Here is a 15,138-nt window from a genome sequence, read left to right as displayed (position 1 = left end):
TTCACCTTTCGGGGCGGGGAACGACCGGGTGCCAGCCGCCGAAGACGTACGACGGGTCGCGCAGTTGCGCCGCCTCGTCGTCGCCGAGCTGCCGGGAGCACGCCAGTCGTGCACTGGTGTCGATCGGGCGGCCGGCGAGGTCGGTGCTGTGGTACTCCCAGAACCGGATCTGACCGGCGGCCGCGCAGTCGTTGGGGCTGGTGATCTGGAAGCCGGTCGTCTTCACGTGGCTGTCCATCGCCGAGTCGATGAACACGACCTGACTGGTCGGGAACCGGCTGAGCTCGGCCCGCGCGAGGAACACGCTGTCATCGGGTAGGTCGGGAGCCCTGGTCAGCCGAACCCGGACGAAGATGTTGCCCGGACCGTTGTCGATGTTGCGGACCTGGTTGTAGTAGCCCTCGTGCAGCGCCTTGAGCTCCGAGTCCTGCATGAAGACGCCACCGGTCCCCCAGACGAAGTCGACATCGCCCTCGATGTAGCTGTCGGTCACGAAGGCCTGACCCTGTAGCCGCAGGCTGTCCTGATACCCGAGGATCCGGAGCCGGGCCAGCACCATCCGGTTGCCGTTGCCGAAGAACGCCTCGGCCTGGGACCCGCGGTACGGCGTGAGGTTCTGCACGGTCACGTCCGTCATCGTGAAGTCGTCGGCGAACACAGCCATCGCAGCGCGCCAGCAGTTGAAACGGTCCGACTGCGGGATGACGCGACGCTGACAGTACGCCTGCTCGATCGGCACGTTCGCCATCGCGGAGTCGCCGTTCAGCAGGTTGTTGTTCGGGTAGCCGATCACCGTCCGGCCGGCGCCCGCACCCGAGATGGTGATCCCGGGCCTGGTCGGCGGAACCCAGACCAGCTCGCGGTACAGGCCCGGCGCCACGTCGATCGTCGCTTTGTCGCCCTCGGCCACGAAGTCGATCGCCGCTTGGACTGTGCAGAAGTCCGCGTGACCGCTGCCGTCGACCCTCAAGCGGCTGTCGGTCCTCGGGTCCTGCCGGCTCCGGAACGTCCAGCCCGTGGTGATCCCGGGATGGCCGACGACGAACCCTGGATCGACCGTCACGGAGTACACCTGCCCGGGCGCGAGCCGCTGATGCGGATGGATCGAGACGGTCCGCCCGTCAACGACCACTGGCTGGTACTTCCACGTGTGCAGCTCGCCGAAGTCGGTCCGCGCGTCACCGACCGACCGCTGGTACGACGTGAGGTCCGCGAGGTCGATGGTGTCGACGACCTCGCCGCCGGCCTTGTGGATCTGGAGCTTGCCGCGGACACCGAGTCGGACCGGCCCGCGGAAGGTCATCGTCAGTGGCGTGTCCGAGCAGGTGGAATTCGCCGTACCTCTCGGTGAGAGCTTGGCGGTGTCACCGGAGAGGGTCGGCTGCCAGCCGGTGAGGTGTTCGAGGACCGTGGTGAGTTTGGCGGCTGCGACCTGGTGGCCCTGGACGTTGGGATGGGTGCTGCCGTTGTAGTCGTCCGGTCCGAGCCAGCCGGTCGTGTCGACGTACACGATTCTGCGGTCTTTCGCGGCGCGGACCGCGGCGGCGATGTCGGCCGTGTGCGTGCCGTTGAAGGGGCGTAGAGCAACGATCAGGGTGTGCGGATCGGCGGCCCGGATCTTGCGGAGATAGGCGAGGTACGCCGGGGTGAACTCGGCGCTGTCGTAGGCGGCGTCATTCGTGCCGAAGTTGACGACGACCGCGCCGGGGTCGGTCGGCTCAGCCTGGGAGCCGGCCAGGTTCCAGCCGAACGAGTCTGCGGCGGTACCGACGTTGCCGTGACCAGGCTGGAGGATGCCCTGCTTGCCGAAGCCGACCTGGTTCGTGTCCGCGCCGAACGCCTCGCCGACCAGGTGCGGGTAGCTCTTGCTCCCGTCGGCACAGTCACTGCCCAGCTCGGCGCACAGCGCCATCACGCCCTGCGTGATCGAGTCGCCATAGAACTCGATGCGATGCTCGGCCGTGGTCGGCAGCGGGACCAGTTGTGCCAAGGGGGCGAGTTCGACCTTCTCCAGTACGACGCCGGACTGCAGCGGCACCGTCCAGCGGTTCGCGTACTCGTCGACGTCCTTCACCACGATCTCGGCCGTGTGCGCGAACGCCGGATCGAGTCCCTCGACGAACACCTTGTGGTCCTCGTCGACCTTCACCAGCACCGGATCGCCGCCGTCGACCGCGACGTACAGCTGGGCCGGGTTCGTGATCGCCTCGGTGTCGAACCAGGCGCCGAGCCGATCACCGGTGAAGCGGAACCGCAGCGACGAGCCCGAGTTCACCGTGATCGCCACGTCGTCGTCGCGGCCCCAGTGACCGTCCAGCTCGATCCGCGGATCGAACGGCCCGAATGTCGCGGACTTGTCGGCGGCGGTCGCCGTACCGGCCGGCACGGTCAGAGTGGCGAGGCCCAGCAGGACGGCCAGGCACAGGCTCAACAGGCGGTTTCTCACGGTGGTCTCCTCGCGCGGACCGCCGTGGCAGCTGCCCGGGGCGGTGGGCGGGTAATCCTTTTCCTCGGCTACCGTCGCAGCGCTTCGGGCCTGCGTCAAGACCTTGGCGGACAGAATCCGCTGGAAACGGGAAAAGGTTTACATCGCTGTGGTGGCAGCGATCGTGCCGCGGACATGGTCCAATGATCCGGTGAGAAAGCCGACCAGCGACCGTACCTCCGCCGGCCGGGCCACGATCCACGACGTGGCCCGGCTCGCGGAGGTGTCGACGGCGACCGTGTCCCGGGTGCTCAGCGGCGGCAAGCCGGTCTCACCCCAGGTGGCGGACCGGGTGCGCGCCGCCGCGCAGGAGGTCGGTTACCGGCCCAACCCCGCGGCGCAGACGCTGTTGCGCGGCAGCAGCCAGACCATCGGCGTGGTGGTGCCCGATCTGGGCAACCCGTACTTCGCCGAGATCCTCAAGGGCATCGCGGCCGAGGCCGCCGGCGACGGGCATCACACGCTTGTCGCCGGGACCGAGGAGGATCCGGAGCAGGAGTACCGATCCGCGATCGAGCTGGCCCGCTGGGTCGACGGTCTGTTGCTGTGCGCGCCGCGGATGAGCGCGCCGCAGCTCAAGGAGGTCGCCGAGGCCAGCCGTCGGCTTGTGCTGATCAACCGGGTGCTGCGGCACCCGTCAGTGGGAGCCGTGGTCGTCGACTACCACCACGGCGTCCGGGAGCTGTGTGCCCACCTGGCGTCGCTCGGGCACGAGCGGATCGTCTACTTGGAAGGGCCGTCGACCGCGTGGTCCGATCAGCAGCGGCAGCGTGGTTTCCGCGCGGCCGGTCTGCCTGTGACTCGGGTGGCGTGCGGCTCGTCCCTGCGTGACGGGTACGCGGCCGTCGACGAGGCGTTGACCCACGAACCGACCGCGCTGATCGCCTTCAACGATCACGTTGCGGTGGGCGTGCTGAGCCGGCTGCGGGAGCTGGGGATCACGGTGCCGGACGACCTGTCCGTGGTCGGCGTCGACGACGCTCCGATGAGCGCCCACACCGATCCGGGCCTCACGACGTACGCCGTCTCGACGGTGGAGCTGGGCCGCCAGGCGTGGCAGCACTTCAGCCCCACCGCCTCGACGGCGACAACTCATCTCTCGGGTGAGCTTGTGGTCCGAGGGTCGACAGCCCGGCCGCGACGGCGTCGTACGGTCAAGCCGTCGCGGTGAAGCTGTAGGTGCCAGAGCCGACTCTGCACACCTGCTGACCCAGTGGTTGTCCGGACTCGCGGACCGAGTCCGGGTCTGGGGTCGGGACGTGGATCGTCGCGGTGGCTCCTGGCGGTACGACGACGTCAAGGCGCAGTACGCCGTCGGTGATCTCCCAGCGAGTGGAGACTCGGCCTGTCGGTGTGTCGTAGGAGCCTTGTGCCCAGGTCAGGCGGCCGCCGGGGCGCGGTCTGATCACCAGGTCCCGGAAGCCGACCGACTCCGGTGCCTGACTGATGCCGCCGACGTCGGCGTACAGCCATTCGCCGACCGAGCCGAGCGAGTAGTGGTTGAAGGAGTTCATCGCGACCGGGCCGAAGCCGTTCTCCTCGGTCCAGCCGTCCCAGCGCTCCCAGATCGTCGTCGCGCCGTGCTTGATCGAGTAACCCCAGGACGGATACCGGTCGTCGTGCAGTAGGTCGTACGCGAGGTCGGAGTGCCCGTACTTCGTCAGGATCGGGCACAGCAGTGCGACTCCGGCGAACCCAGTCGTCAATGATCGGTCCCTCTGCTCCAGATCAGCGACGAGGTGCTTGACGGCCGCATCCTCCTCGGGCAGCAGTCCGAAGGCCAGTGGCAGCAGATAGCCCGTCTGGGTGTCGCCACGGACCTTGCCCTCGGCATCGACGAACTCCTTCCGGAACGCCTCCGCGATCCGCTCCCACAGTTCGCCGTACGCCGCGGCTTCCTCCTCGAGTCCGAGGACCCGGGCGGCCGCGGCGGTGAACTCGACGCTGCGGGCGAAGTACGCGGTCGCGAGCACATCCCGGTCAGTGCGGACGCCGACCTGGAGCCAGTCGCCGTAGTGGCCGCTGGTGCGGTTGCGCCAGATCAGGTCCGGGTTGGCGCCGTGGACGTAGTCGACCCAGCGACGCATCGACGGCCAGGCCTTCCGCAGTACGCGGTCGTCGCCGTACATGCGGTAGAGCGTCCACGGCACGATGGTCGCCGCGTCGGCCCAGGCCGGTGTGCCGTGGCGTCCGGTGATGACGTGCGGGATCACATCGGGGATCGCGCCGTCGTCGGTCTGGGCCGTGGCGAGGTCGGCGAGCCAGTTGTCGAAGAACGTGAGGACATCGGCCTGGTACGCCGCGGTCGGCAGGAAGATTTGTGCGTCGGCGGTCCAGCCGAGTCGCTCGTCGCGCTGCGGGCAGTCGGTCGGGACGCTGACGAAGTTGCCGCGCTGGCCCCAGCGGATGTTGCTCAGCAACTGGTTGACGCCCGGATCGGAGCACTCGAAGCGCCCGGCGACCGGAGTGTCGGAGTGCAGGGCCCGACCGGTCACGTCCTCCGTCGTCAGCTCGCCCGGGTAGCCATCGATCTCGACGTACCGGAAGCCATGGACGGTGAAGATCGGTTCGAAGTACTCCTCGGCTGCGCCGGCGCTGACGAAGTAGTCGGTCGCGTCCGCGGTGCGGAGGTTGGCGGTGTAGAGCTCACCGTCGGACTCGAGCATCTCGCCATGTCTCAGGCGGATGCGGTCGCCGGCCTGTGCGCCGCGGATGCGCAGCCGGATGCGACCGGCGATGTTCTGGCCGAGGTCGACAATGAAGCGGCCGTTGCCGCGCGCGGTGACCTCTCTGGCCGGCAGGTCCTCGGTGACGCGGACCGGCTCAGTCGTTGCGGCGATCAGGGTGGACGGGTCGGCTCCCATGTCGCCCGCGGGAGCCCAGTCCGCAGCGTCGTAGCCGGGGCTCGACCAGTCGCCGAGCTCGAGTCGGGCGTCGTACGACTCGCCCATCAGCAGGTCGGCGAAGCGGATCGGACCGGGGCGTTCGACCCAGGCGGCGTCCGTTGCAACGACGGTGCGGGAGCCGTCCGGGTGGTCGACCACCAGTTGTGCAAGCAATTGCGGCTTCTTGCCGTAGTGGTGCGCGTGACTGCGGGTGTCCCAGCCGACGTACCCGGACCACCAGCCCTCGCCGAGCACCGCACCGATGACGTTCTCGCCCTCACGCAGGAGGTGCGTGACGTCGTACGTCTGATAGGCGAGGCGCTCGCGGTAGTCCGTCCAGCCCGGTGTCAGCTCATCCGCTCCGACCCGCTGGCCGTTGGCGCTGAGTTGATAGAGGCCGTGCGCTGTGGCGTAGACGCGAGCTCTCGCGACCGGCTGCCTCAGCTCAAAGGAACGGCGGTAGTAGCGCGGCGGTGCGATGGTGGCCTGGCGCACCGACCGCGGCTCTGCGCGGTCGACCGGTGGCTCGAACTTCGGATCGGTGTCGTAGTCGTGCTCTAGCCAGTGCGCCTCCCACTCCTCTTTGTTGAGGAGACCGGTGGCAAACGTTGCCGACACCTCGGTCTGGTGGCCGCCGGTGTCCCGGACTTCCAGCGTCCACACGTAGTCGGTCTGCGACGTCAGCGGTGCGCCACCGTGGTCGACGTACGTCTGGTCCTCGGTCCGCCAACCGGAGTCCCACACCTGCACGCCGTCACGCAGCAGACGGACCCGGAACGCCTCCTGCCGGTCGCCACGCACGGGCGACGCGAGCCGCCAGCTGAGTCGGGGCTTCGCGGTCCCGATGCCCAGCGGTGTTGTCCGGTGCTCGCAGCGCAGGTCGTACGGCGTCAGCGCTTCCACTGTCGGTGGATCGGTCAGCAGCCAGCCAGTTGTCACCAGGACCACTCCGTCTCGGGTCGGTGGAGTTCGTAGTCGCGCAGACCGCCGGCGTGTTCCGGCCGATCGCCGTACATGGGCCGGGACCGGCCGGGCGGGTCGATCGCGACAACGTCGTCGCCACGCCAGGTGGTCCGGAATTCGTTGCCAGCGGCAAACTCGGTGGTGCTCTGCTCGACCATCGGGAACGTCACGGTGATCCGCTCCCCCGGCTGCGGCTGCGGGATCGCGAGGTAGCCGTCCGGCGCCCAGATGCGCTCGGCACCGGTGCGCGTCTCGTCGCCCCGGTTGAGCGTCAGCCGCGCGTACCCGGCCCACTCCGGGATGCGGACACGCAGTTCCTCCACCGGCTCGTTGATGTGGAGCTCGACCTTGCCTTCTACCGGCAGGTGGCTCACGACGTCGACGGCGTGGTGCGCGCGGGTCAGGAGCAGGTTGACGCGGGTCACATCGGCGTCGCCGGTGATGATGCTGTTCCAGGCCCAGAAGAGTCCGCGAACGCCGGAGCCGACGCAGCACGCCTGTACGTCGTTGGTGTGGCCCCGGCCGAGTGGTACGTCGGACACGTAGTCGTTCGGAGCGCCGTACCCGCAGAACGCACCCAGGACCCGCCCGCCCACATCGACGTACGTCCGCCAGCCCGGCTCGTCACCTGAGCGGTCCGGAGCGGACTCCACCCAGCTCACGTCGCGCAACTGCGACGCTGCCAGGTGGTTGCGGACGAACCGCTCCACCACCGACCAGTACGACGTCAGTCCGTTGCCGGCGAGCGTCGTACCCAGTCCGATGAGGTCGACGAGGGAACAGGTCTCGTGCTCGTAGCGCTGGTCGGCCAGGTCACCCGGCGTCCAGCCGAACCTGGTGGCCTGGGTGAGCACCCAGTCGTAGCTGCGCCTCGTGAACTCGGTCAGGCCGTGGTCGCCGGTGTGCCTGGCGAGTCTGGCGAGACCTTCCAGCGTGCCGACGCGGGTGTGGAAGTGGCCGCTGCGGTACGCGCGGGCCGGGTTGAAGCTGCCATCTGGGAGGAACACGCCGCTCTTGTCGATGATCAGGCGGGCGAACCACTCGCAGAGCTCGAGAGCGTCGCTGTTGCCGGTCGCCTGGTGGTACCGCAGCAGCGGCATGATCAGGCGGCCGGAGAACGATGCGGGGTCGGGCGCAAGGTGCAGGTCGACGGCGTTCGAGGAGGGCCACCCTTCGGTGGTGTACTCCGAGGCCGGGTAGAACCAGACGTCGCGCTCCTTGATCGCGATCCGCTTCAGCGCCGCGACCTGTGCGTCTGCTGCTTTCTGTGCTTCGGGATCGCCGGTGGCGACGACTGTGGTCGTCAGAGCGAGCAGAGTGGCGCGCTGGTCGATCAGATTGGCGTTCGACAGCCAGTGGCCGCGGGGGTGGACGCGGCGGTAGGTCAGTCCATCGTCACCTAGCAGTGCGAAGAGGGTCTTCCGGTAGCGGTCGGCGACTGCGTCCCAGTGTGGGTCCCAGTGGGGGTTGCCGCCGAGGTTGCCGGCTTGGCCGCCGGTCATCTGGCGGGCCAGGACGGTCGCGTCGGTCAGCCGGCCGTGGCTGGAGCCGTAGTCCCAGTCGCCGTGGTCCAGCCGGGCCGGACGGGCCAGCAGGTTCGCGCTGAAGAACGGGATGCCGTCCAGGTCCTCGTCGGCCAGACCGGTCACCGCGTTCATCGCCAGCGCGGCCCGTTCCTCGAGTAGCAGGGTCGCCGGGATCGTCGCCATGAGGAAAACCTTTACCCCCAGGCGGGGTGATGTCAACGGGCTATCCACAGATTGGCCGATCGGCCTTGTTTTCTTGAGGTTTTCCGGCGGAGACTGGCGGGACCCGATCGAAGGAGAATGCTGATGAGGGCAGCCGTACTGGAGGCACCGCGACAGGTCTCGGTGAATGAGGTGCCGGATCCGGACGCCGGTGGAGACGTGCTGCTTCGGATGCGCGCGGTCGGGTTATGTGGGTCCGACCTGCATACCTGGCTCGGGCATCACCCGTTCCGCAAGCCGCCTGTCGTGCTCGGGCATGAGGGTGCCGGTGAGGTGGTGGCGTCCGGCGACTCGCGCTTCAGCGTCGGCGATCGGGTCGCCGTACTGCCTGCGTTGTCGTGCTGGGAGTGCACGCGCTGCGAGGCTGGGAACCCACATCTGTGCGTACACAAACGAGTCCCGGGCAGTGGCTGGCCGGGGATGCTGAGTGAGTACTTCGCCGCGCCCGGGCGGGTGCTGGTGCCGCTGAGCGACGACATCGGGTACGACGAGGGCGCGATGATCGAGCCGGTCGCGGTGGCGTGGCGTTCGACGTCCGCGGTGCGGGCGGGTGATGCGGTCGCCGTGCTCGGTGGTGGGGCGATCGGGGCGCTGGCGGCTGCGGTTTCGCGTCAACGTGGGGCTCGTGCGGTGCTGGTGAGTGACATCAAGCAGCACAACCGGGACTTCCTTGCGTTGCAGGGCGTTGATGCGGTGGTGGATCCGGCTGAGTTGGAGGCTGTGGGGGTCGCGGTCAGTGGCGGGGATGGGTTCGACGTGGTCGTGGTGGCGTCCGGGCATCCGAGTTGTCTGGCGGAGGCATTGGCGTTGTGCCGGCCGCGGGGGCAGGTGGTGCTGCTGCCGATGTTCGGTGCCGCCCTGACGGTCGACCTGAATCCCGTCGTACTGAAGGAGGTGACGATCCAGGGGTCGACGATCTACACCCCGGCAGACTTCGCTGCTGCGGCCCGGCTGGTGAACCATCGTGTGCTGGACGTCCGGCCCTACATCACGTCGGTGGTCGGGTTGGGCGAGGCGCCCGACGTACTCGAGGCCATCGATGCCGGCTCCGACCACATCAAGACCCAGATCGACCCGACCCGATGAGCGGCGCCGAGGTCGTCGCGACGTACCGGGTGGATTCCTACCTCCCGTTGGAGCAGGCCGCGGAGGTGATCGCCGGCGAACAGTCAACCGGCACATTCGTGGCAGTCGCCCGCGAGACACCCGAACTCCGCGACCGCTTCGCAGCCCGAGTAGTCGCGATCGAGCCGACTACCTCGACTGCCGATCTGCCCGACGCTGCTCTGGCCGGCGCAGATCTGCCCGACGCTGCTCTGGCCGGCGCAGATCTGCCCGAGGCTGCTCTGGCCGGCGCAGATCTGCCCGAGGCTGCTGTGGCCGGCGCAGACCTGCCAGGTGCGATCCGGCCGGCGGGGGCGCGGCGGCGGAGCGGGCTGGTGCGGATCGCCTTCGGCTTGGACAACTTCGGCCCATCCCTGCCGAACCTGCTCGCCGCAGTCGCCGGAAACCTCTTCGAACTCCGCCAACTCGCCGGCATCCGACTACTGGACCTGTCCTTGCCTGACGCGTTCGCGGAACGCTACCCAGGTCCGCAGTACGGCATCACCGGGACCCGGCGCCTGCTCGACCGACCGGACGGCGTACTGCTCGGCACCATCGTGAAGCCAAGCATCGGACTGCCACCCGAGGAACTGCGGATCCTCGTCCGCGAACTCGCCGAGGCCGGCATCGACTTCATCAAAGACGACGAACTGATGGGCAACCCACCCCACTCACCACTCGCCGACCGAGTCAGGGTGGTCACCGAGGAACTGGACAAGGTTGCCGCGCGCACCGGACGACGCCCGATGTACGCCTTCAACATCACCGACGACCTGGACCGAATGGCCGCCAACCACGACCTGGTCCACGCCGCTGGCGGGACCTGTGTGATGGCCTGCATCAACCTCATCGGCCTGGCCGGCCTCGCCTGGCTCCGCGAGCGCTGCGCCCTCCCCATCCATGCCCACCGTGCCATGACCGGTGTCTTCACGCGAGCACCACAACTCGGCATCGACTTCGTCGCCTGGTCCAAACTCGCCCGCCTGGCCGGCGCGGATCACCTCCACACCAACGGCCTGTCCAACAAGTTCTACGAAACAGACGACGAAGTCCTCCGCTCAATCGCCGCAGTCCGCGAACCGCTCCTGGGCGGCTACGAAACCCTGCCGGTCCTCTCATCAGGCCAGACGCCTGGCCTAGCCCCCGAAACCTACCGCCGAACCGCCACCACAGACCTCCTCGTCCTCGCCGGTGGCGGCATCCACGGCCACCCCGACGGCCCCGCGGCCGGCGTCACCGCCATGCGAGCTGCCTGGCAATCCACCACCTCCGGCCGCACCCTGACCGAAACCGCCCAACAGAACCCCGCCCTCCAACAAGCCCTGGAAACCTTCGGCCCGCCAGGCGCGGACGGGGGCGGCGGCCGTGGTTGAGGTTGCGTTCTACGGAGACGACTTCACTGGGTCGACGGATGCGCTGGCCCAGTTCACCCGGCTTGGCTTTCGCGGGGTCCTCCTGGTCACGATGCCTGCGTGGGACGAGCTCCAGGCATTGGCACGGCAGTACGACGTGATCGGGGTGGCTGGGATCGCACGCTCATTGCCGCCCGACGAACAGGAAGCCGAGATCCGCCCGATCCTCCAGGCCCTGCGCAACCTGGGTCCACGCTTCGTCCAGTACAAGGTCTGCTCGACCGCCGACTCCTCCCCCACCGTCGGCAGCATCGGCCGCGCCCTGGAAGTCGGCCGCTCGATCTTCGGCCCAGCCGTCGTACCCATCCTCATCGCACAACCAGACCTTGGCCGCTACACAGTCTTCAGCCACCACTTCGCCGCCGAAGCAGGCACCACCCACCGACTCGACCGCCAACCCACTATGTCCTCCCACCCCGCCACCCCCATGCACGAATCCGACCTCCGCGTACACCTGGCGAACCAAACCAACCTCCAAATCGGCGCCCTCCACCTACCGTCCTACCCCGACCTCCCAACCCACGACACCCACTCGACGTACGACGCCCTCGTCCTGGACGCCCTCACCGACGCCGACCTCCAATCCATCGCCCGCACAATCCTCACCCCACCCACCACCCCCGCGTTCGCCATAGGCTCCGGCGGCCTCTCCCGCGCGCTCGCTCTGGCCCTCACCGACCCGCCCTCCACTCACGACCGCGCTGGCATGGAACGACTTGGTCACGCTGACCTCGTTGATCGTGAACGACGAGACGCCGACGTCGTACTCGCAACACCGACCGGCGAGACGTCGAACTACACCGAGGCGAGTCCAGCCCTCCCCTGCGACCGGCCCGACCTGAACGCCGCAGCATCCGTTCTCGCACCGCCGCAACTCACGACCACTCCGCCCGCAAACCAAGTCCTCGTCGTATCCGGCAGCCAGTCCCCTCGAACCGCCGAACAGATCGCCCACGCGGTTGCGGCCGGCTGGCGTTCACTGCCGCTCACCTACCCACCGGCCGCGGTGTCCGACGGCTCACCCGCCGTCGCGACCGAAGCAGTTCGCGCACTGAACGCTGGCGCACCTGGGGTCGTGGTGCACACAGGCGAGGCGACAGGCCAAGCCACGGGCGAGCTGCTCGGTGCCTTCAGCAAAGACCTGGCCGCAGTCGTGCGGCAAGTCGTCCACACCACGCAGGTACGACGGGTCGTGGTAGCCGGCGGCGACACATCCGGACGCATACTCCGCGAGCTCGGGCTCACCGGCCTGGAACCGTTCCCCACCACCCCGTCCGACCTAAGCCATGGGCTCGCCCTCTGCACCGCGATCGCCGCGGATCCGCAGCTCAACGGACTCCACTTCCTCCTCAAAGGCGGCCAGATCGGCGACCCAAACCTCTTCGACTCTCTACGCCACATCTGACCGACCCACCAGCCCGCACCCGACCTCGAGAACCAACCCCACCCTGTGCCCGCAGATCGAGTCCGGAGCAGCGTTCGCTGACGCCTCCTCGGAGCACACTGCCGGCAAGGACATCAAGCTATTCGGGGAAGAACTGGACGAGACAACATCCAGCCGACGACACCGACGCCATGACATTCCGTACGACGTCTGCACAACAGATGCTTGTGCCGCACCCGCCGCCACACGACGACCGCATGCCCGCCACCGCGCGGTGACTGTACAACCAACGCTTTGCGCCACATCTACCCCCGCACGGCCACCGCAAGGCCGCCACCGCGGACCACCTGCACAACCAACGCTTTACGCCACATCTACCCCCGCACAGCGACCGCATGCCGCCACCGTGCCGTGACTGCAGAACCGATGGTTGTGGGGCACCCGCCGATGTACGGCGACTGCGCGCTCCCAGCGGTGCGGTGAGTGCGGATGCTGGTGTGAGGTGGCTCGAGGGCGGAGTGGGAGGGGGCTCCGAGCAGAGGTCTACTTTCTGGGCGGGCGGACGGCTGTCGGGCGTGTGGGTTCGGCCCACGGATCATGATGGGCGGGTTCCGCGGATGGGCGCGAGGTGCCGCGGGGACCGGTGGGGACGCCCGAACTGCTCGTCGAGGTGTCGCCCCAGATCGCCTGGCGTGCGGCTTCTCGGCGAGCCGCGGCATCGGCGGGGCGATTGACCGCGCAGGCAGTCACTCCTGTCGGGGCAGCCGTACGTCGACCTTGTGATCGCCCACTGTCCATGCGCGCGGCATCGTCGGGCCGCAATCCTTCTGCCCACAGCCCGTCCGATCGGACTCGATCCGGCCAAGGGTCACCTGACCAGGGCCCATCTAGCTCGGACCGATCTGACCGTAGTTCTTCCGGCTGGGGCCAGCCTGCCCGCAGTTCGTCGGGCGGGCGCTCGTCAGACGGACGCTCGTCGGGTGCACGCTCCTCAGGTGGGCGCTCGTCAAGCGCGAGATCCTCAGGTGGACGCTCGTCATACGGACGCTCGTCGGGTGCACGCTCCTCAGGTGCACGCTCCTCAGGTGGGCGCTCGTCAAGCAGGCGCCCGTCGAGTGCGCGCTCGTCAGGCGGACGCTCGTCAAGCAGGCGCTCGTCGGGTGCGCGCTCGTCGGGCGGGCGGGCGGCGGGTGGGCGTCGGCGGGAGGAGTCGGTGCGGGGGTTGGGGGGTGCTGTTGAGTGGTGTTTGGGGGTTGGGGGTGGTGGGTCAGCCCAGGTGGGGCGGTATACGTGGACTTTGCCGTTGGTGATGGTGATGGTCCAGTGGCCGGCGTGGAGGTCGATGTGGTGGCGGCGGCAGAGCAGGACGAGGTTCCAGATGGCGGTTGGGCCGCCGTCGATCCAGGAGCGTAGGTGGTGGGCGTCGCACTGGACTGGTGGGGCGCCGCAGACGACGCAGCCTTTGTCGCGGGCGTTGAGAGCGCGGCGCATGGCACGGGTGACTAGGCGTTCGGATCTGCCGACGTCCAGGGGTTCGGAGTTGGAGCCGAGGACGAGCGGGATGATGTTCGCGTCGCAGGCCAGGCGTCTGATCGCAGCGGCGGAGAGGTTGTCGCCGTAGACGAGCCCGCCGGTGGCGTCCGCGGCGGCCGACTTCAGGTCCTCCAGGTCGATCGTGACGGTGATGTTCGCCTTCGCTCCGAAACCCGGCACCCAAGCCGGCGACCTGCCTCCAGCAACAACCCCAGCATCCGCGGCCGATGCACCAGCAGCAGTCGCTCCCTCCGCGCCGGCCGTGCCCTCCGGACGACCGGTGGTGGGTGCGGCGGTGCCGGCTTCGGCTGTGGTGGCATCTGGGTTGTTGGCGGCGAGGGTGGCGTCGGGGTTGTCGGCGGCCAGGGTGGTGTTGGGGTTGCCGGTGGTGGGAGCGGCGGTGCTGGGTTCGGCTGCGGTGGCATCTGGGTCGTCGGCGGCGAGAGGGGTGTTGGGGTTGCCGGTGGTGGCTGCGGCCGTGCCGGGTTCGGCAGTGGGGGCATCGGGGTTGTCGGCCAGGTTGGTGGTGGCGAGGGGGGTGTTGGGGGTGTCGGTGGTGGTGGGGGTGGGGCGTGTCGGGGGGGGGGTGGTGGTGCGGTTGGTGTCTGTGGTGGTGCGGTTGGTGTCTGTGGCGGTGGCGGCGAGGGTTAGGGCTGTGGTTAGGGCGTCGGCTTGGCGCTTTTCGCGGGGGCGCGGGTCTAGTTCGCCGTCGAGGGTTTTGTGGGGGCGGGCGCCGGTGTGGATGAGGGCGCGGAGGAGTTCGGCGTTCTCGTTGGCCAGGTAGCCGCGGAACTTGACGCCGTTCTCGGCGGTGATGAGGGCGAGGGATTCGCGGGCGTAGGCCTTGTGTTCGTCGGGTTCGGGGCCGTCGGTGTCGAGGAGGTCGCGGATCTGCTTGCCGGCTTTGCGGAGTTCGCTGGGGGTGAGGTGGCGGGCGAGGTTGACGAGTTGTTGTTCGGCGACCTCGAGGTCTTCGACCGGGACCGTGGTGGGGACGCGTTCCAGGGCGGAGACGATGGCTTCGGCCTGGGCTGGGCGGAGAAGCCAGGCAGCAGCGCCCTCGCCTCTCCGGTCACCGTCGCGCTCGCCTTCGCCAACACCGGCGCCCGTGTGGTCGGCATCCGCGTGGTCGGCATCCGCGTGGTCGGCATCCGCGTGGTCGGCATCCGCGCGGTCCGCATCCGCGTGGTCGGCGCCCGTGTGGTCGGCGTCGGCGCGGTCGGGGTCGGTGCCGGACTCGGTAATCGGGACTGTGCTGTCGCCTTCGGCCTTGCCAGCGGGGTCAGGGTCGGCGGCTGGCACCCGGGTGTCGACAGGATCTGTCAGCGCTGTCGTGACGGTGGGGTATTTGGGGAGGGCTCGGGCCAGGCGGACGTCGCGGTACGCCGTGGAGCGGTCGAGGCGGTAGCGGAAGGCCAGGAGTTGGGCGGTGTCGTGGGCGCCGAGGTCTGCTGCGTGGCCGGTGGTGTCCAGGGCGGCGATGAGTTGGAGGCGGTAGGTCTGGCGGCGGGCGAGGTCGGCCTCGAGGTGGTCGAGAGTGGTCAGCATCTCGCTGCCGCTCATCGACCAGATCGGCCGCTCGCCCAGAAGTTCCATACCGACAACACTAACCACGCCCACCGAC

The 15,138-nt window shown here is 68.7% G+C and carries 8 protein-coding genes; 4 read left to right on the top strand and 4 right to left on the bottom strand.

Annotated elements, in window-relative coordinates:
• Window position 1: 1 nt before the first annotated feature.
• Window positions 2–2,446 (bottom strand): pectinesterase family protein, encoded by a 2,445-nt coding sequence (locus E0H75_RS38245; RefSeq protein WP_131518615.1) that lies wholly within the window; start codon window positions 2,444–2,446, stop codon window positions 2–4.
• A gap of 190 nt (window positions 2,447–2,636) precedes the next feature.
• On the opposite strand from E0H75_RS38245, the gene E0H75_RS38240 reads away from it, so the two are divergent.
• Window positions 2,637–3,656: a LacI family DNA-binding transcriptional regulator gene (locus E0H75_RS38240; protein ID WP_165554350.1), complete on the top strand. Its 1,020-nt coding sequence runs from the start codon at window positions 2,637–2,639 to the stop codon at window positions 3,654–3,656.
• On the opposite strand, the gene E0H75_RS38235 is transcribed toward E0H75_RS38240, so the two are convergent.
• Window positions 3,640–6,309, bottom strand: a complete 2,670-nt coding sequence (locus E0H75_RS38235) for a glycoside hydrolase family 78 protein (RefSeq protein ID WP_165554348.1) — start codon at window positions 6,307–6,309, stop codon at window positions 3,640–3,642. The genes E0H75_RS38240 and E0H75_RS38235 overlap by 17 nt on opposite strands.
• Window positions 6,306–8,042, bottom strand: coding sequence for a glycoside hydrolase family protein (locus E0H75_RS38230; protein ID WP_131518612.1), 1,737 nt, complete (start codon window positions 8,040–8,042; stop codon window positions 6,306–6,308). The genes E0H75_RS38235 and E0H75_RS38230 overlap by 4 nt, the downstream gene beginning before the upstream one ends.
• Before the next feature lie 123 nt (window positions 8,043–8,165).
• Here E0H75_RS38230 and E0H75_RS38225 point away from each other — a divergent pair, with 123 nt between their 5' ends.
• Genes E0H75_RS38225 through E0H75_RS38215 form a run of 3 tightly spaced genes read left to right on the top strand, consistent with a single transcriptional unit; the run spans window position 8,166 to window position 12,002 of the window.
• Window positions 8,166–9,167: a zinc-dependent alcohol dehydrogenase gene (locus E0H75_RS38225; protein ID WP_165554346.1), complete on the top strand. Its 1,002-nt coding sequence runs from the start codon at window positions 8,166–8,168 to the stop codon at window positions 9,165–9,167.
• Window positions 9,164–10,558, top strand: coding sequence for a RuBisCO large subunit C-terminal-like domain-containing protein (locus E0H75_RS38220; RefSeq protein WP_131518610.1), 1,395 nt, complete (start codon window positions 9,164–9,166; stop codon window positions 10,556–10,558). The genes E0H75_RS38225 and E0H75_RS38220 overlap by 4 nt, the downstream gene beginning before the upstream one ends.
• Window positions 10,551–12,002, top strand: coding sequence for a four-carbon acid sugar kinase family protein (locus E0H75_RS38215; protein WP_131518609.1), 1,452 nt, complete (start codon window positions 10,551–10,553; stop codon window positions 12,000–12,002). Before E0H75_RS38220 ends, E0H75_RS38215 begins: the two co-directional genes overlap by 8 nt.
• A gap of 522 nt (window positions 12,003–12,524) precedes the next feature.
• Here the strand turns inward: E0H75_RS38215 and E0H75_RS44755 are convergent.
• Window positions 12,525–15,110: an HNH endonuclease signature motif containing protein gene (locus E0H75_RS44755; protein WP_131518608.1), complete on the bottom strand. Its 2,586-nt coding sequence runs from the start codon at window positions 15,108–15,110 to the stop codon at window positions 12,525–12,527.
• Between the last annotated feature and the right edge of the window lie 28 nt (window positions 15,111–15,138).

The organism is Kribbella capetownensis (assembly GCF_004331485.1).
Classification (GTDB): Bacteria; Actinomycetota; Actinomycetes; order Propionibacteriales; family Kribbellaceae; genus Kribbella; species Kribbella capetownensis.
Note: the sequence above shows the minus strand (reverse complement) of the source record. Positions and strands in the feature narration are given on the sequence as shown.

What these genes read in the sequence shown, in the direction of transcription:
- E0H75_RS38230 (WP_131518612.1), bottom strand. Translation starts at nt 8,042, where the DNA reads ATGGCGACGATCCCGGCGACCCTGCTACTCGAGGAACGGGCCGCGCTG.
- E0H75_RS38225 (WP_165554346.1), top strand. Translation starts at nt 8,166, where the DNA reads ATGAGGGCAGCCGTACTGGAGGCACCGCGACAGGTCTCGGTGAATGAG.
- E0H75_RS38220 (WP_131518610.1), top strand. Translation starts at nt 9,164, where the DNA reads ATGAGCGGCGCCGAGGTCGTCGCGACGTACCGGGTGGATTCCTACCTC.
- E0H75_RS44755 (WP_131518608.1), bottom strand. Translation starts at nt 15,110, where the DNA reads ATGGAACTTCTGGGCGAGCGGCCGATCTGGTCGATGAGCGGCAGCGAG.